This window comes from Agromyces hippuratus (assembly GCF_013410355.1).
Taxonomy (GTDB): domain Bacteria; phylum Actinomycetota; class Actinomycetes; order Actinomycetales; family Microbacteriaceae; genus Agromyces; species Agromyces hippuratus.
The window spans coordinates 1,752,726-1,775,401 of record NZ_JACCFI010000001.1 but is presented as its reverse complement, the minus strand read 5'-3'; the positions used below and the strand labels follow the sequence as shown (position 1 = coordinate 1,775,401).

Here is a 22,676-nt window from a genome sequence, read left to right as displayed (position 1 = left end):
TTCGGTCCTTACCTGTCGACAACGTCGTCGACAGTACGTGCCGATTATGTCTCATGTGTTTCGCTCATGAGGCAAACGGCGTTCGATTGTTATCCGGGAATGCCCGCGATGCAAACTCGCTTAACATTGATACTGCGGGCCCGACCACCGGCCCGCGGTATTCGGGCAGAACTCGACACAAGGAGCGACATGGACCAGGCCGACCCGTTCGGACTCACAGGACTCACCTACGATGACGTCCTCCTGCTGCCTGGCCATACCGATGTGATCCCGAGCGAGGCCGACACGACCTCGCGTCTCACCCGCCGCATCCACGTCGCGACGCCGCTCCTGTCGGCCGCGATGGACACCGTGACCGAGGCCCGCATGGCCGTGGCGATGGCCCGCCAGGGCGGCATCGGCATCCTGCACCGCAACCTCTCGATCGCAGACCAGGCCGACATGGTCGACCGCGTCAAGCGAAGCGAGTCGGGCATGGTCTCCAATCCGGTGACCACGACGCCCGAGGCATCCGTCGCCGACGTCGACGCGCTCTGCGCGACGTACCGGGTCAGCGGACTTCCCGTCGTCGACACCGACGGCAAGCTCGTCGGCATCATCTCGAACCGCGACATGCGCTTCGTCTCCGACTTCGAGAAGCCGACCACGACGGTGGCCGAGGTCATGACGAAGATGCCCCTCATCACTGGCCGCGTCGGCATGAACCCCGACGAGGCGCTCGCGATCTTCGCGAAGCACAAGGTCGAGAAGCTGCCCCTCATCGACGACGAGGGCCACCTCACCGGCCTCATCACGGTCAAGGACTTCGACAAGTCGGAGCAGTACCCGAACGCCACCAAAGACAGCGAGGGCCGCCTCCGGGTCGGCGCCGCGATGGGCTTCTTCGGCGACGCGTGGGAGCGCGCGGAGGCGCTCCGCGACGCGGGCGTCGATGTGCTCGTCGTCGACACCGCGAACGGCGAGTCCGCCGGCGTGCTCGACATCATCCGCCGGCTGAAGACCGACCCGACGTTCGCCCACATCGACGTCATCGGCGGCAACGTCGCGACCCGCGAGGGCGCACAGGCGCTCGTCGACGCGGGTGCCGACGCCGTCAAGGTCGGCGTCGGTCCGGGCTCGATCTGCACCACGCGCGTCGTCGCCGGTGTCGGCGTGCCGCAGATCACGGCCGTGTACGAGGCGTCCAAGGCCACGAAGCCCGCCGGTGTTCCGCTCATCGCCGACGGCGGCCTGCAGTACTCGGGCGACATCGCGAAGGCGCTCGTCGCCGGCGCCGACACCGTCATGCTCGGCTCGCTGCTCGCCGGCACGGCCGAGAGCCCCGGTGAACTCGTCTTCCAGAACGGCAAGCAGTTCAAGGCCTACCGCGGCATGGGCTCGCTCGGCGCGCTGCAGACCCGCGGCCAGAAGACCTCGTACTCGAAGGACCGCTACTTCCAGGCGGATGTCCCGTCGGACGACAAGCTGATCCCCGAGGGCATCGAGGGTCAGGTGCCCTATCGCGGCCCGCTGTCGGCCGTCGCATACCAGCTCATCGGCGGCCTTCGCCAGTCGATGTTCTACGTCGGGGCGCGCACGATCGCCGAGCTGAAGTCCAAGGGCCGGTTCGTCCGCATCACGCCGGCCGGGCTGAAGGAATCGCACCCGCACGACGTGCAGATCGTCGTCGAGGCGCCGAACTACACCCGCTAGAGCTCCTGGATGTAGCAGAGCATGCGGTAGTCGGTGCCCGGCTCGACGTTCACGAACCCGTGGCGTTCGTAGAACCGCCGGGCATCGACGTCGTCCTCGTCGACGTTGATGTGCATCTCGCCGCCGCCTCGGCGGAGCACCTCGGCGATCGCGTGCTCGAGCAATGCCGTGCCGATGCCCGCGCCGCGCAGCCCAGGCGCGACGTAGAGCTCGTCGAGCACCGCGAGCGGGCCATCGCAGTACACGGTGGGGCGCAGCGTGACCACCGCATAGCCCTGCGGCTCGGGTGTGGGGCCTGCGAACAGCACGAACGCCGCGGCGTCGGCGATGAGCTCGCGGAAGCGCGGTGCCAGCACCTCGCGGCTCGGCGTGGGCGAGTCGAACTCGGCCGCGAACTCGAACTGCAATCGAGCCGCAGTAGGGGCGTCGTCGGGCACCGCGAACCGGATCTCGATCGACGTGTTCGGTTCGGTAGTCATGGCTCGAGTCCCTTCGTTCGGATGCCTGCCGAGGCTCCTGCCCCTGCCCCTGCCCTCAGCGGGCGTCGGCGAGCCTCGTGACGGCTTCGGCGAGCACCTCGGGCGTGCACGCGAAGTTCAGTCGCGCGTGCCCCCGCCCGACGCCCGCGCCGAACGTCGGACCGATGCCGAGGGCGACCTTCGCGTGCTCGAGCGCGTATGCGGCCGGGTCGTCGCCCCAGCCGAGCACCGAGAGGTCGAGCCAGGCGAGGTAGGTCGCGTCGGGCATGCGATAGCGCACTCCCGGCAGTTCGTCGGCGAGCAGTTCGGCGAGCAGGCGGCGGTTGTCGTCGAGGCTCGCGAGCACGCCGTCGAGCCACGGTCCGCCGTGCCGGAACGCCGCGATCGTCGCGATCGCCCCGAACTGGCTCATGCGCCACTCCACCTCGTAGGGGAGCGCCCTGCGCACGCGGTCGCTGCGATCGCTCGCGGTCACGATGAGCGCCGTCTTCAGCCCCGCGATGTTGAACGCCTTCGTGGCCGCGGTCACGGCGACGCCGTGCTCGCGAGCGGCGTCGGAGACCGTGAGGAAGGGCGTGTAGTCGACGCCCGGCTGCACGAGCGGACCGTGCACCTCGTCGGAGACGATCGTGACGCCGTGGCGGGCGGCGATGTCGGCGAGGGCGGCGAGCTGCGAGGCCTCAGGAACCAGGCCGATCGGGTTGTGCGGGTTGCAGAGCACCATCGCCCGGGCGCCGGCCGCGAACGCCGCGTCGATGCCGTCGAGGTCGAGCGACCAGCCCTCGTCGATGCCGCCCAGCATCGGCACCTCGACGACCCGGCCCGATGCCTCGGTCACGAGGTCGAAGAAGGGCGGGTAGATGGGCGGGGTGATGATGACGCCGTCGCCCGGCTCGGTGACCTGGCGCAGCATCTCGACGATGCCCATGCTGACGTCGGCGGTGCACGTCACGCGCGTCGGGTCGACGTCCCAGCCGAGGCGGATGGCGGCGAAGCCCTGGAACGCCTCGGCGACGGGAAGGCTGCCCGCCGAGTAGCCCGTATCGGAGCGGTCGACGGCCGCGTGCAGCGCCGCCTTGATGGGCTCGGCGAGCGGGTAGTCCATCTCGGCGACGGGCAGCGGCAGCACGTCGGCGGGGTACAGCCGCCACTTCGCGCTCGTTCGCGTGCGGAGGACGTCGAGGGGCTCTGCTGCGGTGCGTTGCATGAATCCAGCTTGCCGCAGAACGGTTGCGGGTGGCAGAGGCAATCGAGGCGCGCTAGTCTGGTCGGCTGCCCATCGGGCGGTGCGGAACCGGGCGAGATGGCCCGGCCGCGGACCGAACGGATCTCCCATGGGCTTCATCGACGTCAACGGCGTCTCCTTCTCGCTCGCCGACGGCCGGCCGCTGCTGGCCGACCTCGCGTTCCGCGTGACGGACGGCGCGACCACCGCACTCATCGGCGCCAACGGCGCGGGCAAGTCGACGCTGCTGCGCATCGTCCGCGGCGAGCTGCGACCCGACGAGGGCAGCGTGCAGGTCGACGGCGGGCTCGGCGTGATGGACCAGTTCGTCGGCACCGGCGCGACGATCGAGGGCACGGATGCCACGGTGCAGGGCCTGCTCGTCTCGGTCGCGCCGACCCGCATCCGTGCGGCGGCGATCGAGCTCGAGGCATCCGAGACCGCCCTCATCGAACACGACGACACCGCGGCGCAGATGCGGTACGCCACCGCGCTCGCCGAGTACGCGGAGGCGGGCGGCTACGACCAGGAGGTCGTATGGGACCACTGCACGACCGCAGCGCTCGGCATCCCGTTCGAGCGCGCGAAGTGGCGCGAGCTCTCGACGCTCTCGGGCGGCGAGCAGAAGCGGCTCGCGCTCGAAGCGCTCTTCCGCGGCCCCGAGCAGGTGCTGCTGCTCGACGAGCCCGACAACTCGCTCGACGTGCCGGGCAAGCGGTGGCTCGAGGGGCAGCTGCGGGCGACCCCCAAGACGGTGCTGCTCGTCTCGCACGACCGCGAACTGCTGGCCCGCGCCGCCGATCGCATCGTGACGCTGGAGGTCGGTGCTGCCGGCAACACGGCGTGGGTGCACGGCGGCAGCTTCGAGGGGTACCACCAGGCGCGCGACGAGCGCTTCGAGCGCCTCGACGAGCTGCGCCGCCGCTGGGACGAGCAGCACGTCGCGCTGAAGACGCTCGTGGCCAACCTCAAGGTCAAGGCGACCTACAACGACGGCATGGCGTCGCGCTACCAGGCCGCCATGACGCGCCTGCGCAAGTTCGAGGAGGCCGGGCCGCCCGAGGAACGTCCGCCCGCCCAGGCCGTCTCGATGCGCCTGCGCGGGTCGCGCACGGGCAAGCGCGCCGTCGTCGGCGAAGCGCTCGAGCTCACGGGGCTCATGAAGCCCTTCGACCTCGAGGTCTGGTACGGCGACCGGGTCGCGGTGCTCGGCTCGAACGGCTCGGGCAAGTCGCACTTCCTGCGCCTGCTCGCGGGCGGCGGCACCGAGCCCGATCGCACCCTCGGCCACATCACGACCGTTGGGGAGTCGCTCGCCCGCGTGCCGCACACCGGCCGTGCCGTGCTCGGCGCACGGGTCGTGCCCGGCTGGTTCGCGCAGAACCACGAGCACCCCGAGTACCGCGGCCGCACCCTGCTCGACATCCTGCACCGCGGCGACGCGAACCGCGACGGCATGGCGCGCGAGGCCGCGAGCTCGGCCCTCGACCGCTACGGACTCGCGGCGGCGGCGCAGCAGACCTTCGACTCGCTCTCGGGCGGTCAGCAGGCGAGACTGCAGATCCTGCTGCTCGAGCTCTCGGGCGCGACGCTGCTGCTGCTCGACGAGCCGACCGACAACCTCGACCTCGTCTCGGCCGAGGCGCTCGAAGAGGGCCTGTCGCGTTTCGACGGCACGGTGCTCGCGGTCACCCACGACCGCTGGTTCACGCGCGGCTTCGACCGGTTCCTCGTCTTCGGCAGTGACGGCGAGGTCTACGAATCGGATGCCCCGGTGTGGGACGAGTCCCGTGTGGTGCGCGCCCGCTAGCTTCGCGCCTGGAGTCGTGGACGCGCGGAGTCGGGTCACCCGATGGGGTGAGGCGCGGAGGGGGTGCCGACACCCAGACTGATCGGCATGACGAGACAGAGAAGCAACAGGCGAACGGCGATTGCCGGACCGGTGCTCATCATCGTGTGGGTGCTGCACACTGCAGTCGGAGTGCTTGCATCTGCTCCAGCGCTGGGCGAGGCATTGGCCGGCGGCTGGTACGGAGCGATGACGAGCGACCTCGAGGTGGCGCTCTGGTTCTTGATGACCGGATTCTTCGGATTGGTCGCCGGCCTGGCGATGACCGCCCTCGAGCACGCCGGGCGGCTGCCATGGTCGGTCAGCATCGCGCTGCTGATGATCGCGCTGATCGGGGTGAGTGCGGCGCCGGTGTCCGGCTTCCTGCTCGTGCTCGTGGCTGCGGTCATCGCTGTCGTGCAGTCGGCACGCCAGAGCCGTCGGCGTGCATCGGCTGACCTGGGCAGGGGCGAACGTCCGTTCGAAGCAGTGGACCCGTCGGAGTCGGAGGGCGCCGGGCTCGAGCACTCATCACGATCGGGACAGGGCAGGGCATGAGTTCGGTCCAGTCCGTCGTCGGCTCCGAGGGCGTCGGCTCGACCACCCGCGTCGACGATCGCAACGGTCATGGCAGTGAGTGCGAGTTCCGGTGGACGCCTGCTCCTCTCATCCGACGCGGTATCGGCCGGGTAGGGTTGAGTGGTGACCCAGGAGATCGAGATCGGCCGCTCCAAGCGGGGCCAGCGCGTCTATGCATTCGATGACATCGCGATCGTGCCCAGCCGGCGCACCCGCGACCCCGAAGACGTCTCGGTCGGGTGGACGATCGACGCGTACCAGTTCGACATCCCGTTCCTCGCCGCCCCCATGGACTCCGTCGTCTCGCCGCAGACGGCGATCATGATGGGCCAGCTCGGCGGCCTCGGCGTGCTCGACCTCGAGGGCCTCTGGACCCGGTACGAAGACCCCGAGCCCGTGCTCGCCGAGATCCGCAATCTCACGCCCGAGAACGCCACGGCGCGCATGCAGCAGCTCTACTCCGAGCCGATCAAGCCCGAGCTCGTCACCGCGCGCCTCGCCGAGATCCGCGCGGCCGGCGTCACCGTCGCCGGCGCGCTCTCGCCCCAGCGCACGCAGGAGCTCTACGAGACGGTCGTCGCCGCCGGCGTCGACCTGTTCGTGATCCGGGGCACCACGGTGTCGGCCGAGCACGTCTCGAAGAACCAGGAGCCCCTGAACCTCAAGAAGTTCATCTACGAGCTCGACGTGCCCGTGATCGTCGGCGGGGCGGCGACCTACACCGCGGCACTGCACCTCATGCGCACCGGCGCGGCCGGCGTGCTCGTCGGATTCGGCGGGGGAGCGGCGTCGACGACGCGGGCGACCCTCGGCATCCACGCCCCCATGGCCACCGCCGTCGCAGACGTCGCCGGCGCGCGCCGCGACTACCTCGACGAGTCGGGCGGCCGCTACGTGCACGTCATCGCCGACGGCGGCGTCGGCAAGTCGGGAGACATCGTCAAGGCGATCGCGTGCGGCGCCGACGCGGTCATGCTCGGCGCGGCACTCGCGCGGGCGACGGATGCCCCGGGCGGCGGCTACCACTGGGGCGCCGAAGCGCACCACCCGAAGCTGCCGCGCGGCCAGCGCGTGCACGTCGGCCAGGTCGCTCCGCTCGAAGAGGTGTTCTACGGCCCCGCGCCGTCGGCCGACGGCGTCACGAACCTCGTCGGCGCACTGAAGCGCTCGATGGCGACCACCGGCTACTCCGACCTCAAGGAGTTCCAGCGCGTCGACGTCGTCGTCGCGCCCTACCAGTCCTCCTGAGGCTCGCGCCGGTTTCGAGACGGTCGCCGCGCGCCCTCCTCAACCGGCGTCGCTTCGGGTAGCGTGGAACCGGATCGCGCGGCTCGCCGTGAGGCCGCGGGGATGGGGTGGCACGATGGCGACTCAGAAGTCGGCGAGGCTCAAGCCGGTGACACGTTCGACCAAGCTCGGACCTGAGGAACGGAAGGCCGCGATCGCGCGCCTCAAGGAGAAAGAGCTCGACATCCTCGTGGTCGGCGGCGGCATCGTCGGCACCGGATCCGCGCTCGACGCGGTCACGCGAGGCCTCTCGACGGGGCTCCTCGAGGCCCGCGACTGGGCGTCGGGCACCTCGAGTCGTTCGTCGAAGCTCGTGCACGGCGGCATCCGCTACCTCGAACAGCTCGACTTCAGGCTCGTGCGCGAGGCGCTCATCGAGCGCGGACTGCTGCTGCAGCGCATCGCGCCGCACCTCGTGAAGCCCGTGCGCTTCCTCTACCCGCTGAAGACCCGCATCATCGAACGGTGCTACGTGGGCGCCGGCATGTTGCTCTACGACATCTTCAGCTACACCGGTCTGCGGCCGCCCGGGGTGCCCCACCACCGCCACCTCTCGAAGCGGCAGGTGATGCGCGCCATCCCGTCACTCTCGAAGGACGCCCTCGTCGGCGGCCTCACCTACTACGACGCCCAGGTCGACGACGCCCGCTACGTGGCCTCGCTCGCCCGCACCGCGTCGTTCTACGGCGCGCACGTCGCGAGCCGGGTCAAGGTCGAGGGCTTCATCAAGGTCGGCGAGCGAGTCGTCGGCGTGAGGGCGCACGACCTCGAGACCGACGAGCACTTCGAGATCCGTGCGAAGCAGGTCGTGAACGCCACGGGCGTCTGGACCGACGACACCCAGCGCATGGTCGGCGAACGCGGCACGTTCAAGGTGCGCGCATCGAAGGGCGTGCACCTCGTCGTGCCCCGCGACCGCATCCAGTCGGCGATGGGCATGATCTTCCGCACCGAGAAGAGCGTGCTGTTCGTGATTCCGTGGGGCCGTCATTGGCTGATCGGCACGACCGACACCGACTGGAACCTCGACAAGGCCCACCCGGCGGCGACCGCCGCCGACATCGACTACCTGCTCGAGCACGTCAACGCCGTGCTCGGCATCCCGCTCACCCGAGAAGACGTCGAGGGCGTGTACGCCGGTCTCCGGCCCCTGCTCGCCGGGGAGAGCGACCAGACCTCGAAGCTCTCGCGCGAGCACCTCGTCGCCCACACCGTGCCGGGCCTCGTGGTGATCGCGGGCGGCAAGTGGACGACCTACCGGGTCATGGCGAAGGATGCGATCGATGCGGCGGTCGACGCCCTCGACGGCAAGGTGCCGAAGTCGACGACGCAGGACATCCCGTTGCTCGGAGCCGAGGGCTACCAGGCGGCGTGGAACAAGCGCGGCAAGATCGCGCGCGCGTTCGGCGTGCACGAGGTGCGCATCGAGCACCTGCTGAACCGGTACGGCACGATGACCGACGAGCTGCTCGACCTGATCCGCGAGGATCCGTCCCTCGGCGAGCCGCTGCCCGGGGCCGACGACTACCTCGGAGCCGAGGTCGTCTACGCGGCCACGCACGAGGGCGCCCTGCACCTCGACGACGTGCTCGCCCGCCGCACGCGCATCTCGATCGAGGCGTGGGATCGCGGCGTCTCAGCCGCCCCCGTCGCCGCGAAGCTCATGGGCGGGGTGCTCGGCTGGAACACGGCGCGCCAGACCCTCGAGGTCGAGCGCTACCTCGAGCGGGTCGCGGCCGAACGGGCATCGCAGGAGCAGCCCGACGACGAGTCGGCCGACCGGGTGCGGCTCGAAGCGCCCGACATCGTGAAGGTGGACTGAACGCGGCGTCGTCTCGCGACCGTGAACACATTTCCGTAACGAATAGGAGCGGTCGCTCCGTTTCCGGAGTAGAGTCCTGCCCAATGCGCCCAGTGCAGGGCGTTGTCCGATGTGCTTCGAGGAGTGTCTCCACATGCGTCCAGCCAGCAGCATCGCGGGAGCCACGGCTCTCGCCCTCGTCTTCACCGGAGCCGCGCTCGTCGCCGCAGCGCCGGCATCCGCCGCGACGACGTATGTGACGAGCATCGCTCCAGACGAATCGAGCTACCTCGGCTGGCACGAGGGCTACGCCAACCCGACCCCCGCGTTCTCCCTGCACTGGAACGGTCTCTTCTTCGGCGACGGCGCGAACTCGCAGATCCTGAACGGACTCGTGGACAGCGGCGAGCCGGGCCTGCCCACCACCGCGGCCGATCTCGGCGCCCTCATCGACGGCTCCGAGATCGGGGTGACCCGCGGCGTCGTCTTCTCCCAGGTCGCCGTCACCACCGACGCAGGGTGGGGAACGCTCCGCCCGGTGACGCCCTTCGCCACCGGCCCGCACAGTGCGGAACTCACCGACCTCTGGACATCGAGCCGCACGATCGGCGATGTCACGGCCGACGCACCGGTCGAGCTGTCGGCGCTGCTGGCGAGCCTCGAGGCCGACGGCAACCTGCGGTATTCCGGATTCGGCGTCCTGGCCGAGAGCAGCGATCCCGGCGGAGTCGAGTCGATCAGCTGGGGTGACGACACCTACCTGTTCACGCGTGCCGTCACGGCGATCCCGGTCACCTCGACGGTCGATGTGACCGCAGCCGAGATCCGGCCCGACGAGTCGAGCTACACCGGCTGGCACGAGGGCTACGCGAACGCCACGCCCGCGTTCGAGATCATCGCGACCGGGCTCAGCTTCGGGAACGGCGCCAACTCGCAGATCATCAACGGACTCGCGACGCCGCTCGCCGACGCCGATCTCGCACAGCTGATCACCTCGGCCGACGTCGAGGTCGTCAGCGGCGAGGCGTTCTTCCAGGTGCCCATCACCTTCGGCGAGGCCGCGACGTTCACGACGCTGCGACCGGCGTTCGGCGCAGGACCCGGCACCACGACGTTCGCCCTCGGCGACGAATGGGTCTCGAGCAGGGACATCCCGGCGACCGCCACGACCGCGGCGATCGCTGCGAACACGCCCGTGCTGCTCGGCGACCTCATCGAGGCCATCGAGGCGAACGGCGCCGTGAACGTGCTCGGGTTCGGTGTGCTCGCACAGGCGACGACACCGACGGTCGTCGCCACGCTGGCGTTCGACGGTGTGCGCTACAACTTCGTGCCCGTGGCAGTCGCACCGGTCGATCCCGCCGCGCCGGCGGAGCCCGCGCTCGCCGAGTCGGGCTTCGAGTCCGCTGGGGCGATCAGCGGGGCCGCTGCACTCCTCGCAGCCGGGTTCGGCCTGATCGCGTTCCGGCTCGTGCGCCGTCGCGCACTGCTCGGTGGTCGCTGACACTCGCGAATCCGACGTGAAGGGGCTCCGCGCGTACTGCGCGGAGCCCCTTCATGCATCTGCCGCGGTCGCGGCTGACCGCGGCGGGTGGACGGCACCCGCGTCGGGAGGAACTCGCACGATCGGAAGGAGCGATCGGGCATCGGTGGCCTCCGTGCCCTCCGATCTCCTCCTGAGGTTCGCACGGGTAGGCTGGTGAACCGTGCCCACCCACACCCGAAGCGCCATGTGGCGGATGATGCTGCGCCCCAGGTGGGTGCTCGCGCTGCTCCTCGCACTCGGCATCGCCGCGGCGTTCGCCCTGCTCGGCCAGTGGCAGCTCGAGCGTGCCGTCGAATCCTCGGTCGTCGTCGAACGCCCGACCGAAGTGGTGCGGCCGTTCGCGGGCATCGCCGAGCCCGACGGGCCGACCACGCAGGCGGCCACCGCCCAGCTCGTCGAGGTCACCGGCACCGTCGTGCCCGGTGACACGGCCATCGTCGAGGGCCGGCTGAACGAGGGCGTCGCCGGGTTCTGGCCTGTCGTGCACCTCGAAGTGACCGACGGCACCCCCGCAGGGCTCCCCGTCGCGCTCGGCTGGGCCGCCGACGAGCAGACGGCGCGCGAGGCCGCCGACGCGTTCGAGCGGTCGATCGACCCGAGCGAACCGATCACGTTCGTGGGCCGCTTCCTGCCGAGCGAGGCGCCGATCGCCCCCGACCAGGAGGGCGACCCGTTCGCGATGCAGACCGTCGCCGTGGCGCAGCTCATCAACATCTGGGCCGGCTACGACGACCGGCCCGTCTATTTCGGCTACGTCACCGCCGCGGAGGCGCCGGCCGGCCTCGATGCGATCGTCTCGCCGCCGCCCGAGCAGGAGACCCAGCTCGACTGGCTCAACGTGTTCTACGCGATCGAGTGGGCGGTCTTCGCCGGGTTCGCGATCTACCTCTGGTACCGGCTCGTGCGCGACGCCGTCGAACGCGAGCGCGAAGAGCAGGAGGAGGCCGAGGCATCCGCTGCTCGGGTCGTCGCCGGCGGATCGCCGGGCGGCGACTGACGCTCGCCCTCGTTCAGCCTGCCGCGCCGTCGGCGGCGAATGACGCCGCGTACTCGTCCGATGGCGGAATCGGCGTGATCACATCGACGAGCACGCCGCCCGGGTCGCGCACGATCACGTGACGTTGCCCGAATCCCTCGCTGCGCAGCTCCTGCGCGATCGGCACACCGGCGGCCTCCAGTGCGGAGGCGAGCACGTCGACATCGTCGACCTCGATGTTCACGATCACGCCCGCGGCCGGCACGCGGAAGTCGGCGGGAATGCTCTGGTGGGCGGCATCGAGCAGTGCGATCTCGGCGTGTGGGGGCAGCGGATGCCGCAGGCTGACGTACCAGTCGGTGTCGAACGTCACATCGAAGCCGAAGTGCTCGCGGTAGAAGCCGGCACTCGCTTGGACGTCGGTGGTGCCGAGCACGGGATAGAGATTCATGGTGACCCTCCTCGGGCAAAGAAACATACAGTGTGTATGTATTGTCAAAAACGTACAGTGTGTATGTCAATGGTCAGCGCGGCATCGTCGGAGGTGGAGCAACTCATGGCTACGAAGGCGGAACAACGGGAGCGAACGCGCGCGGTCATCCTGGAGCTCGCCACGCAGGCGTTCGCCGAGCGGGGCTACGCCGGCGTCGCCCTCGAAGACCTCGTCGCAGAGGCAGGGCTCACCCGCGGGGCGCTGTACCACCACTTCGGCAGCAAGCAGGCGCTGTTCCGCGCCGTGCTCGAAGCGGCGCAGGCCCGAGTGGCGCGCGCTGTCGAGGTCGCCGCTGCCGGCGCCAGCGATCCGCTCGCCGGGTTCCTCGACGGCTGTCGCGCGTTCCTCGAGGCGAGCCTTTCGCCCGGCGTGCGCCGGATCCTCCTCGTCGACGGCCCAGCAGTCCTCGGGTGGGACGACTGGCGTAGCGGCGATCTCGACACGAGTGCCGGCCTCCTCGACGAGGGCGTCGCGGAACTGGCCGCGGCCGGAGTCATCGCGTCGCATCGGCTGCGCACGGTTGCGACGATGATCTCGGGCGCCCTCAACGAGGTCGCAGTGGCCAACGCCGCGGCCGCGGACGCGCCGGGTGAGATCGACGCAGCTGTGGAAACACTGGCCCGCATGCTCACGGGACTCGCCCCGCTCGACGCCGCGTAGACTGGTGTCATGCCCCTCGAGCCGAAATCCGCCGATCTGCCGCGCATTCGCGGGGCGTTGAAGTTCTACCAGGTCGCTTCGGTGATCACCGGCGTCATGCTCCTGCTGCTGTGCGCCGAGATGATCATGAAGTACGCGTTCCACCTAGAGCTCTACGCCTTCGGCGACCAGGGCGTGCTCGCCTTCACCCCGGTGATCGAGACGGCCGCCGGCCTCGAGTCGACCGGCACCGGCGTGAACCTCTCGACCGGCATCCTCATCGCCCACGGCTGGTTCTACGTCGTGTACCTCTTCAGCGACTTCCGGCTCTGGAGCCTCATGCGCTGGCCGTTCAGCCGCTTCATCGTCATCGCGCTCGGCGGCATCGTGCCGTTCCTCTCGTTCTTCCTCGAGGCCCGCATCGGTCGTGAGGTGCGCGAGTACCTCGACCGCCGCGAAGCCGCAGAGGCCGCAGCGGCCGAACCCGTCGCCTCAGACCCCACCGACACTTCCGACACCCTGGAGGCCAAGCAGTGACCGATCAGCCCACCGAGCAGCGGCCGGTACTCGTCGTCGACTTCGGCGCCCAGTACGCCCAGCTCATCGCCCGGCGCGTGCGCGAGGCATCCGTCTATTCCGAGATCGTGCCGCACACGATCACCGCGGCCGAGGTCGCGGCGAAGAACCCGATCGGCATCGTGCTCTCGGGCGGACCGTCGTCGGTCTACGAAGCGGGCGCTCCCGCACTCGACGAGGGCATCCTGAAGCTCGGCGTGCCGACGCTCGGCATCTGCTACGGCTTCCAGGTCATGGCGCAGCAGCTCGGCGGCGAGGTCGCGCACACCGGCCACCGCGAGTACGGCGCGACCGCCGTCACGGCCCGCACCGACGACGAGAACGCGCTGCTCGGCGGCCAGCCCGAGGCGCAGATCGTATGGATGAGCCACGGCGACTCCGTCGCCGTCGCGCCCGAGGGGTTCGAGGTGCTCGCCTCGACGGCCACGACCCCGGTCGCCGCGTTCGCGAACGACGAGCAGGGCTTCTACGGCGTGCAGTGGCACCCCGAGGTCAAGCACTCCGAGTTCGGTCAGAACGTCATCGAGAACTTCCTGCACCGCGCCGCCGGCATCCCCGCCGACTGGAACTCGGGCAACGTCATCGCCGAGCAGGTCGCCCGCATCCGCGAGCAGGTCGGCAGCGCGCGCGTGATCTCCGCGCTGTCGGGCGGCGTCGACTCCGCCGTCTCCACCGCGCTCGTGCAGGAGGCCGTCGGCGACCAGCTCACCGCGGTGTTCGTCGACCACGGGCTGCTGCGCAAGGGCGAGCGCGAGCAGGTGCAGCAGGACTACGTCGCGGCGACCGGTGTGCGGCTCATCACGATCGACGCCGAGGACACCTTCCTCGACGCGCTCGCGGGCGTCAGCGACCCCGAGCAGAAGCGCAAGATCATCGGTCGCGAGTTCATCCGCGCGTTCGAGCAGGCAGAGCGCGACCTCATCGCCGAGGCCGCCGCCGCGGGCGAGCCGATCAAGTTCCTCGTGCAGGGCACGCTCTACCCCGATGTCGTCGAGTCGGGCGGCGGCACGGGCACGGCCAACATCAAGAGCCACCACAACGTCGGAGGCCTCCCCGAAGACCTGCAGTTCGAGCTCGTCGAGCCGCTGCGCACCCTCTTCAAGGACGAGGTGCGCGCCATCGGCCGCGAGCTCGGGCTGCCCGAGGCGATCGTCGGACGCCAGCCGTTCCCCGGCCCGGGGCTCGGCATCCGCATCGTCGGCGAGGTCACGCGCGAGCGCCTCGACCTGCTGCGCGAGGCCGACGCGATCGCCCGCGAGGAGCTCAGCGCCGCCGGTCTCGACCAGGAGATCTGGCAGTGCCCCGTCGTGCTGCTCGCCGATGTGCGCTCGGTGGGCGTGCAGGGCGACGGCCGCACCTACGGCCACCCCATCGTGCTGCGCCCCGTCTCGTCGGAGGACGCGATGACCGCCGACTGGACCCGCCTGCCGTACGACGTGCTCGCGAAGATCTCGAACCGCATCACGAACGAGGTTCCCGAGGTGAACCGGGTCGTGCTCGACGTCACGTCGAAGCCGCCGGGCACCATCGAGTGGGAGTGAGGCCGGACAGGCAGCCGCTCCGGCGCCCGCTCAACCGCTGACGAAGGCCGGCACCTCATCGGGTGCCGGCCTTCTCGCAATTCGCGAGCGCTGCCAGACTGGACGCATGGCTGTCGTCGAGAACTCGAAGTTGACCGTCGTCGGAGCCGGGAGCGTGGGCACGAGCCTCGCGTACTCGGCGCTGATCCGTGGGAGTGCGAACGAGGTCGCGCTCTACGACATCGCGCGCGAGAAGGTCGAGGCCGAGGTGCTCGACCTCGCGCACGGCACGCAGTTCACCGGGTCGTCGGTGAGCGGCGGCGCCGACATGGGGGTCGTCGAGGGCTCGCACGTCATCGTCGTGACCGCCGGGGCGAAGCAGCAGCCCGGCCAGTCGCGACTCGAGCTCGCGGGCACCAACGTGCGCATCCTCGAGAACCTCTTGCCCGCCCTCCTCGAACGCGCCCCCGATGCGGTCATCGTGCTCGTCACGAATCCCGTCGACGTGCTCACGGTCGCCGCGCAGCGCATCACCGGGCTGCCGCCGCACCGCATCTTCGGCTCGGGCACGGTGCTCGACACCTCGCGCCTGCGCTGGCTGCTCGCCCGCCGCGCCGGGGTCACCACGTCGAGCGTGCACGCCGACATCGTGGGGGAGCACGGCGACACGGAATTCCCGCTGTGGTCGAACGCCCGCATCGGGCCGGTGCCGATCCTCGAGTGGCGCGGCGCCGAGCCGTTCTCAGCGGCCGAACTCGACGACATCGCGCACGAGGTGCGCGACTCGGCGTACACGGTGATCCGTGGCAAGGGCGCAACGAACTACGCGATCGGCCTCGCCGGGGCGCGCATCGTCGAAGCCGTGCTCCGCGACGAGCGGGCGGTGCTGCCGGTCTCGACGGTGCTCCGCGGCATCCGGGGACTCGACGGCGTCGCGCTCTCGCTTCCGAGCGTCGTCGGCGGTGATGGCGCGGTGCCTGTTGCGGAGACGCCGTTCTCGGCGGAGGAGGAGTTGCTGCTCCGCGCCTCGGCCGACGCGATCACGGCCTCGGTCGCGACGCTCGGCATCTGAGCCGAGGCGCGCTGACCCGCCGGGCGCTCCCGAAACGACGAACGGCCGCCCGAAGGCGGCCGTTCGACGTTCACGCGGTGACGAGGTCAGTCGCCCGACTGCGCGATCGCGAGCATGCGCAGGATCTCGAGGTACAGCCAGATGACCGTGACCATGATGCCGAAGACGCCCGACCACTCGTACTTCTTCGGGGCGCGGTTGCGCACGCCCTGCTGGATGAAGTCGAAGTCGAGCACGAGCGAGTAGGCCGCCATGATGACGACGAAGACGCCCAGGATCAGGCCGAGCGGGATGCCGAAGATCGGCGTGGAACGCAGGCCGAACGGGTCGTCGGTCACGTTGAAGAGCATGAGCCCGAAGTTCACCAGCGAGAAGACGGCGTAGCCGACCATCGCGATGAGGAAGATCTTCGTGGCCTTCTTCGAGGCGCGGATCTTGCCCGAGGCGAAGAGCGCGAGCGTCACACCGACGACGACGAGCGTCGCGATGACGGCCTGCGCCACGATGCCGGGGTTGATCGCCTCGTACCAGGCGGAGATGCCGCCCACGAAGATGCCCTGCACACCCGCGTACGCGAGCACCAGCGCGGGGGACGGCTCCTTCTTGAAGATGTTGACGAGCGCGAGCACGAAGCCGACGATGCCGGCGCCGATCCAGAGGAACGGCATCGACTCGGTCGTGACCCAGCCGAGGGCTGCGCCGACGACGAGCAGGCCGAAGGCGGCGGCCGACTTCTGGATCGTCGTCTCGACGGCCATGGTCTCGCCGGCGGGCGGCGTCGCGGGCTGGTTGTACATCTCCTGCAGCTGCTGGGCCGAGATGTCTTGCGCTGCGGCCACGCCCCCCTGCGCGGAGAACGCGGAGTTCCGCGAGAATGCGGGGTTGTCGAGAGCCATGGGTTTCCTCTGCTTTCGGCTGTGTTCGGGGGTCGGGCGGCGGCCGCGCACGCAGCATCCGCTTGACTACCAACCTACCCGAGTTGTCCGTGATAACGCCCTGAGTTCTCGCGACATTCCCCGCTCGGCATGCCTCGTGCTGACTACGCTGGGCGCATGCAGCACCACGAAGCTCCGCGCCCGCTCGTGATCGGGCACCGCGGTGCGCCCGGCTACCGTCCGGAGCACACGCGCTCGGCCTACGAACTCGCGTTCGCGCTCGGCGCCGACGCGGTCGAGCCCGACATCGTCGCCACCCGTGACGGCGTGCTCGTGCTGCGTCACGAGAACGAGATCTCGGGCACGACCGACGTCGCGGACCGTCCCGAGTTCGCGGGGCGCCGCACGACGCGCGAGATCGACGGCAGTCCGCTCACCGGATGGTTCACCGAGGACTTCACCTGGGCCGAGCTCGCGACGCTGCGGGCGCGCGAACGGCTCGGCGCCCTGCGTCATGCGAGTGCGAGCTTCGACGACCGCTTCCCGATCATCCGGCTCCGCGACCTGTTCGAGATCATCGAGGTCGCCGCCGACGAGCAGCGACGCCTCCTGCGCATGGTCGCCGAGTTCAAGCACGCCGCGCACTTCGACGCGATCGGCCTGCCGCTCGACGAGCTGTTCCAGGCCGAGCTCGATGCCGCCGGCTGGGGCCGCGGCGACGAACGGCTCATCATGGAGGCGTTCGAGCCGACGCTGCTCGATCGGCTCGGGGCGCGCGGCATCCGGGGCAAGCGGGTGTTCCTGATCGAGGGCTCCGGCGCGCCATGGGACCTCGTGCTCGAGCAGGGCTCCGGTGCTCCGAAGTACGACTCCTTCGTGACCGAGGCGGGGATGCTCCGCCTCGCGGGCCGGTTCGACGGCGTGAGCGTCGGCAAGGCGCGGCTCGTCGGCGGCGCGAAGGCGAAGCGAGCGGATGCCGCGGGCGCGCCGCTCTCGGGCGCCGAGCTCGTCGATGCGGCGCATGCGGCCGACCTCGAGATCTACACGTGGACCCTCCGCCCCGAGAACAGCTTCCTCGCGAGCCGGTTCCGGCGCGGCACCGCGCGGGCGGCCTTCGGCGACTGGGCGGGCGAGTTCGGCGAGATCATCGGCATGGGCGTCGACGGCGTGTTCCTCGACCATCCCGACCTCGGCGTCGAAGCGCGCCGGGCGACGCCCGCCGCCTGACGGAGCGGGCTCCGCGACTCACCACGCGTCGACGAGTTCGATGCCCTCCGTCTCGATCGCCGTGCGGAACCGGTCGTCGCGGAGGAGCGCGAGCTCCCAGGCGCGGACGATCCCGTCGGGGCCCGCGACGGCGTGCTCCGGCGCGGGGTGCATGAAGATCTCGCTGGTGCCCTCGGGAAGCGCGCCGAGGAGGCGCAGGTAGCCGTCGCGCAGCGCCGCGTAGCCGCCGAGCTGCGAGGCCGGCATCCGGTTCGTCGCGATCGCGGCGGGAATCGGCACGCCGAGCGCATCTGCGGCGGCGACCCCGGTCGCGTGCACCGCGGCGACCTCGGTCGGCAGTGCGCCGCCGAGGTAGAGCGCCGGGTCCCGGGGGAGCCGGAACCCCAGACCGTGGCGTGCCGCGAGCTCGAGCGCCTCGGCGATGAACGAGCGCCCGGTGAGGCCGTAGAGGGTGCCGGCGTGGGAGTCGAGGGCGAGCGGCCGGATGCCCCAGCCCAGGAGGACCTGCAACTGCGCATCGAGTTCGACGGCGACCTCGGAGGCATCCGCTCGCGCCCCCACCTCGGCGGGGTCGAACGGCAGCGAGCCGTCGTCCGAGACGAGCGACGGCGCGGCCCCGACCGGTCGCCAGGCGGCGAGACCGCGTTCGCTCGAGAGCGTCGCGTGCAGGCGCGGCTCGATGCCGGCGCGGGCGACGGCGGCCGCCGCGGCGTCGGCGCCGGGCGCGATGACGATGACCGTCGACGCCGTGATCGCGCCCTCGGCGGCCAGGCGCGCGATCTCGACCGAGGTGGCCGGTTCGCGGCCGAGGTCGTCGGCCGTGAGCACCAGGCGTCGGGTCACTGCGCGGTCTCGTCGTCGGCCGCGGTGCTGCGCACTGCGGCGAGCGTCATGTCGCCGTCGGCCTCCGCCTCGGAGAGGCCCTCGGGCACGCGGATGAATCGGGCGAGCACCGCCCCGATCGTGCAGAGGATGAACGGGTACACGCAGAGGTAGATGCGGAACGCGACATCCGGTTGGCCGCCCGGGTCGTCTCCGGAGTTGTAGCCGAAGAAGACGCCGAGCGAGGCGAGTGCGAGACCCGTGACGATGCCGTTCAGGCGCCCGAAGAAGCCGAATGCCGAGAGGAACAGCCCTTCGCGGTGCTGCCCGTGCCGTCGGGCGTCGTCGTCGAGCACGCGCGCGACGATCAGGTCGTTCGTGGCGAGCATGCCCGAGTAGCCGATGCCGACGAGGAGCCCGGCGAGCAGCGCGGTGACGAGGTCGGCGGCGAAGAACAGCGGGATGAAGCTGAGTGCGAGGATCACGAAGGCGAGCCGCCAGGTGAACGCCGCGCCCTTCCGCCGGATCACGCGGGTCCAGGCGACGAGGCCGGCCGCCGAGCAGATGATGACGGTGGCCTGGAGGAAGAGCGCGTTCGAGACGGGCAGGCCGAGGGAGTAGCGCACGTAGAGCTGGAGGCCCGCGAGCACGAGCCCCATGGCGCTCGCGTAGCAGGCGCCCGCGACGCCGATCGACCAGAACTTGGGGTTGCGGACGATCGTGAGGAGCGTCGGCAGGAACCGAGGCCGCGCACCCTCCGCGTAGCGCGGGTTCTCCTTCGCGCTGAAGGCCATGAACAGGATGACCGCCGTGGCGATCGCCCCGTAGATGATCGCCGTGGTCGTGAAGCCGACCGTGGTGTCCTCGGTGCCGAACACCGACGTCGTGAGCAGCGGCGTCACCGCGAGCGAGATCACCAGGGCGACGAGCTGGAATCCCTGTCGCAGCGAGTTCGCGACCGCGCGCTTGCGCTCGAGCGGGAAGAGCTCGGGCAGCAGCGCGCCGTAGTTGGCGTTCAGCATCGAGTCGAACGTCTCGCAGAGGATCGCGAAGATCGCGAACCAGAGCACGAGCCCGAGGCCTTCGAGCGAATCGGGTGCGGAGAAGAAGGCGATCATGCTCGCGGCGAGGAGCGGAGCGCCGACGACGAGCCAGGGCCGGCGTCGGCCCCAACGGGTGCGGGTGCGGTCGGAGAGGAAGCCGAGCACCGGGTTGTCGACGGCGTCGATGACGGCGTAGACGATCATGACGCCCGCGTAGACCCGCACGTCGAGTCCGAGGATGTCGACGTAGTACAGGATCATCGAGCCCTTGATCATGTTGATCGGGATCGAGGTGCCGAACATGCCGACGGCGTATCGCCAGGGAGCGGTGGCTGGGGCAGGGGGCGTCTCGGAGCGTTCGGTCATCGTCGTCCTTCGCTGGGGGTGCGGAAATGTTACGACATTCTGCGTTCGCCGTCGCGCTTCGCACGAGATGGGGGCTCGGGGCGGTCGCCTCCTCCGCCCGTCGACCGAGGTGCGTGTCGGATGTCGCGCCTACACTTGAAGGGACATGACGCTGATCCTCGACCCCGACGACCCAGCCGGCTGGCGCGAGGCGCCCCCCGCCGTCGATGCGGGCAATGACCGTGCCGGCACTGGCGGCTCCCGACTGACCGACGGACTGAACCCCGAGCAGCGGGAGGCGGTCGAGTACCGCGGGCCCGCGCTCCTCATCGTCGCGGGTGCGGGGTCGGGCAAGACGCGCGTGCTCACGCACCGCATCGCGAGCCTCATCGAGAGCCGCGAGGCGTGGCCGAGCCAGATCCTCGCGATCACCTTCACCAACAAGGCCGCGGCCGAGATGCGGGAGCGCGTCCAGGCGCTCCTCGGCGAGAGCGCGTCGGGCATGTGGATCTCGACGTTCCACTCGGCGTGCGTGCGCATCCTCCGCCGTGAGGCCGAGTCGATCGGGCTTTCGTCGACCTTCACGATCTACGACTCGGCCGACCAGCGCACGATACTCAAGCGCATCATCAAAGAGCTCGACGCCGACACCATGGGCTTCACGCCCGCGAGTGCCCAGGCCAAGATCTCGAAGCTGAAGAACGAGCTCGCCGACGCCGAGACGCACGCGCGCAACGCCAACATGAACGACCCGCAAGAGGTCATGTTCCTCGAGATCTTCCGCCAGTACACGCGGCGGCTGCGGGCGGCGAGCGCGCTCGACTTCGACGACCTCATCGCCGAGACGGTCTACCTCTTCCGGGCCTTCCCGAAGGTCGCCGCGCTCTACCAGCGCCGCTTCCGGCACATCCTCGTCGACGAGTACCAAGACACGAACCACGCCCAGTACTCCCTCATCCACGAGCTGACCCGGCCGGTGGCGCGCGAGATCGTCGACGAGCTCGACCAGCACGGCATCCTCGTGCGCGGCCTCACCGACGGCTCGGGTGCGATCCCGGGCGCGAGCCTCACGGTCGTCGGTGACTCCGACCAGTCGATCTACGCGTTCCGCGGGGCCGACATCCGCAACATCTCCGAGTTCGAGCGCGACTTCCCCGGTGCGAAGGTCGTGCTCCTCGAACAGAACTACCGCTCCACGCAGAACATCCTCTCCGCGGCGAACGCGGTCATCTCGAACAACTTCGACCGGAAAGAGAAGAAACTCTGGACGGCCGACGGCGATGGCGACCAGATCGTCGGCTACACCGGGTACACGGCACATGACGAGGCGCAGTTCATCGCCGACGAGATCGAGTCGCTGCACCGTGCCGGCGTCGCCTACCGCGACATCGCCGTCTTCTACCGCACCAACGCGCAGACCCGAGCGCTGGAAGAGATCTTCGTGCGCTCGGCGCTGCCGTACCGCGTCGTCGGCGGCACGAAGTTCTACGAGCGAGCCGAGATCAAGGACGCGATGGCCTACCTCATCGCCGTCGCGAACCCCGTCGACGAGCTCGCGCTCCGGCGCATCCTGAACACGCCGAAGCGCGGCATCGGCCCGGCGACCGAGACGGCGCTCGCCACGTTCGCCGAGCAGAACGAACTCACCTTCCGGCAGGCGATGCGCGCGGCCGACGGCCTCGGCCTCGGCCCGAAGGTGACGGGCGCGATCTCGGCGCTCGCGAACGTGCTCGACGAGGCCGCGGCGATGCTCGTGCCCTCGGCCGAGGGGCTCGAGGCCGGCACGAACGCGGGGGCGGCGAAGGTCTCCGACGTGCTGGTGTTCCTCATGGAGAGATCGGGTCTGCTCGATGCCCTCCGCAACAGCCGCGACCCGCAAGACGAGACGCGTGCAGAGAACGTCGAGGAGCTCGTCGCGCAGACCCGCGACTTCGATCGCGAGAACCCCGGCGCCACGCTCGTCGACTTCCTCACCCAGGTCTCACTCGTGGCGGCGGCCGACGAGCTCGACGACGCATCCGGCACCGTCTCGCTCATGACGCTGCACACGGCCAAGGGCCTCGAGTACCACGCCGTCTTCCTCACCGGCATCGAAGAGGGGCTGCTGCCGCACCAGATGTCTGCCTCCGAACCGGGCGGTCCGGCCGAGGAGCGCCGGCTCTTCTACGTCGGCATCACCCGCGCCCGCAAGCGCCTCTACCTCTCGCTCGCGATGAGTCGGGCGCAGTTCGGCGAGGTCGCCGTCGCGATGCCGTCGCGCTACCTGCAGGAGATCCCCGAGGGGCTCATCGACTGGCGTCAGTCGCCCGGCATGGCCACGTCGCGCGGCGGCACGCAGCCGCGCGCGCTCAACGCCCGCCGCGGTGCGCCGGGCGGCGCCTGGGGCACGCGCGATCGCGACCTCGAGCGGTTCAGCGTCACCCGTTCCGACAAGCCGAAGACCGAGTGGGCCAATCGGGTCACCGGCACGGTGCGCGACAACGGCGACCTCACGCTCGCGGCGGGCGACCGCATCCGTCATACCGACTTCGGCGAGGGCAAGGTCACCCAGGTCACCGGTGAGGGCACGAAGCGCATCGCCCACGTGAGCTTCGACTCCGCGGGCCAGAAGAAGCTCCTCATCAAGATCGCGCCCATCGAGAAGCTCTGAC

The 22,676-nt window shown here is 70.2% G+C and carries 19 protein-coding genes; 13 read left to right on the top strand and 6 right to left on the bottom strand.

Translation table 11 applies throughout. The features are described from left to right. The first annotated feature begins 189 nt into the window (after positions 1-189). Positions 190-1,692 carry an IMP dehydrogenase gene (gene guaB / locus BJY17_RS08245; protein ID WP_179550937.1) on the top strand — a complete coding sequence of 501 codons (1,503 nt, stop codon included), beginning with the start codon at positions 190-192 and terminating at the stop codon, positions 1,690-1,692. On the opposite strand, the gene BJY17_RS08240 is transcribed toward guaB, so the two are convergent. Continuing rightward, entirely contained in the window at positions 1,689-2,171 is a 483-nt protein-coding gene (locus BJY17_RS08240) for a GNAT family N-acetyltransferase (protein ID WP_179550936.1), read from the bottom strand. The genes guaB and BJY17_RS08240 overlap by 4 nt on opposite strands. Positions 2,172-2,226: 55 nt before the next feature. Then, on the bottom strand, positions 2,227-3,378 hold the full coding sequence (locus BJY17_RS08235) for a MalY/PatB family protein (RefSeq protein WP_179550935.1): 1,152 nt from the start codon (positions 3,376-3,378) through the stop codon (positions 2,227-2,229). Positions 3,379-3,505: 127 nt separating this feature from the next. Between BJY17_RS08235 and BJY17_RS08230 the strand changes: the two genes are divergently transcribed. The 6 genes from BJY17_RS08230 (at position 3,506) to BJY17_RS08205 (ending at position 11,434) form a co-directional block, all read left to right on the top strand. Beyond that, positions 3,506-5,206 carry an ABC-F family ATP-binding cassette domain-containing protein gene (locus tag BJY17_RS08230; RefSeq protein WP_179550934.1) on the top strand — a complete coding sequence of 567 codons (1,701 nt, stop codon included), beginning with the start codon at positions 3,506-3,508 and terminating at the stop codon, positions 5,204-5,206. Between the two features lie 87 nt (positions 5,207-5,293). After that, complete coding sequence (locus tag BJY17_RS08225; RefSeq protein ID WP_246303927.1) at positions 5,294-5,782, top strand: DUF6463 family protein; 489 nt, start codon at positions 5,294-5,296, stop codon at positions 5,780-5,782. A gap of 144 nt (positions 5,783-5,926) precedes the next feature. Further along, complete coding sequence (locus BJY17_RS08220) at positions 5,927-7,051, top strand: GuaB3 family IMP dehydrogenase-related protein (RefSeq protein WP_322789780.1); 1,125 nt, start codon at positions 5,927-5,929, stop codon at positions 7,049-7,051. A 148-nt stretch (positions 7,052-7,199) separates the two neighbouring features. Continuing rightward, positions 7,200-8,912 carry a glycerol-3-phosphate dehydrogenase/oxidase gene (locus BJY17_RS08215; protein WP_407647803.1) on the top strand — a complete coding sequence of 571 codons (1,713 nt, stop codon included), beginning with the start codon at positions 7,200-7,202 and terminating at the stop codon, positions 8,910-8,912. Positions 8,913-9,045: 133 nt separating this feature from the next. Then, the gene (locus BJY17_RS08210; RefSeq protein WP_179550930.1) at positions 9,046-10,395 is read left to right on the top strand and encodes a hypothetical protein; all 1,350 of its coding nucleotides are present in this window, start codon (positions 9,046-9,048) and stop codon (positions 10,393-10,395) included. A 202-nt stretch (positions 10,396-10,597) separates the two neighbouring features. Continuing rightward, positions 10,598-11,434, top strand: coding sequence for an SURF1 family cytochrome oxidase biogenesis protein (locus BJY17_RS08205; protein WP_179550929.1), 837 nt, complete (start codon positions 10,598-10,600; stop codon positions 11,432-11,434). A gap of 13 nt (positions 11,435-11,447) precedes the next feature. Here BJY17_RS08205 and BJY17_RS08200 read toward each other — a convergent pair whose 3' ends face one another. Continuing rightward, positions 11,448-11,864 (bottom strand): VOC family protein, encoded by a 417-nt coding sequence (locus BJY17_RS08200; RefSeq protein ID WP_179550928.1) that lies wholly within the window; start codon positions 11,862-11,864, stop codon positions 11,448-11,450. Between the two features lie 105 nt (positions 11,865-11,969). Here BJY17_RS08200 and BJY17_RS08195 point away from each other — a divergent pair, with 105 nt between their 5' ends. From BJY17_RS08195 to BJY17_RS08180, 4 genes are all read left to right on the top strand, one after another. Beyond that, positions 11,970-12,566: a TetR/AcrR family transcriptional regulator gene (locus tag BJY17_RS08195; RefSeq protein ID WP_179550927.1), complete on the top strand. Its 597-nt coding sequence runs from the start codon at positions 11,970-11,972 to the stop codon at positions 12,564-12,566. A gap of 9 nt (positions 12,567-12,575) precedes the next feature. Then, complete coding sequence (locus BJY17_RS08190) at positions 12,576-13,082, top strand: DUF3817 domain-containing protein (protein WP_179550926.1); 507 nt, start codon at positions 12,576-12,578, stop codon at positions 13,080-13,082. Continuing rightward, positions 13,079-14,662, top strand: a complete 1,584-nt coding sequence (gene guaA / locus BJY17_RS08185) for a glutamine-hydrolyzing GMP synthase (protein ID WP_179550925.1) — start codon at positions 13,079-13,081, stop codon at positions 14,660-14,662. Before BJY17_RS08190 ends, guaA begins: the two co-directional genes overlap by 4 nt. Before the next feature lie 106 nt (positions 14,663-14,768). Beyond that, complete coding sequence (locus BJY17_RS08180) at positions 14,769-15,713, top strand: L-lactate dehydrogenase (protein ID WP_179550924.1); 945 nt, start codon at positions 14,769-14,771, stop codon at positions 15,711-15,713. 86 nt (positions 15,714-15,799) lie between these two features. On the opposite strand, the gene BJY17_RS08175 is transcribed toward BJY17_RS08180, so the two are convergent. Further along, entirely contained in the window at positions 15,800-16,609 is an 810-nt protein-coding gene (locus BJY17_RS08175) for a Bax inhibitor-1/YccA family protein (RefSeq protein WP_179550923.1), read from the bottom strand. A gap of 156 nt (positions 16,610-16,765) precedes the next feature. On the opposite strand from BJY17_RS08175, the gene BJY17_RS08170 reads away from it, so the two are divergent. Beyond that, positions 16,766-17,815, top strand: a complete 1,050-nt coding sequence (locus BJY17_RS08170; protein WP_179550922.1) for a glycerophosphodiester phosphodiesterase family protein — start codon at positions 16,766-16,768, stop codon at positions 17,813-17,815. Positions 17,816-17,833: 18 nt separating this feature from the next. On the opposite strand, the gene BJY17_RS08165 is transcribed toward BJY17_RS08170, so the two are convergent. Further along, positions 17,834-18,658 carry a ChbG/HpnK family deacetylase gene (locus BJY17_RS08165; protein ID WP_179550921.1) on the bottom strand — a complete coding sequence of 275 codons (825 nt, stop codon included), beginning with the start codon at positions 18,656-18,658 and terminating at the stop codon, positions 17,834-17,836. Next, on the bottom strand, positions 18,655-20,046 hold the full coding sequence (locus tag BJY17_RS08160; RefSeq protein WP_179550920.1) for an MFS transporter: 1,392 nt from the start codon (positions 20,044-20,046) through the stop codon (positions 18,655-18,657). The genes BJY17_RS08165 and BJY17_RS08160 overlap by 4 nt, the downstream gene beginning before the upstream one ends. A gap of 145 nt (positions 20,047-20,191) precedes the next feature. Here BJY17_RS08160 and BJY17_RS08155 point away from each other — a divergent pair, with 145 nt between their 5' ends. Then, a complete protein-coding gene (locus BJY17_RS08155; protein WP_179550919.1) occupies positions 20,192-22,675 on the top strand; it encodes an ATP-dependent helicase in 2,484 nt (827 codons plus the stop codon). Position 22,676 lies beyond the last annotated feature (1 nt).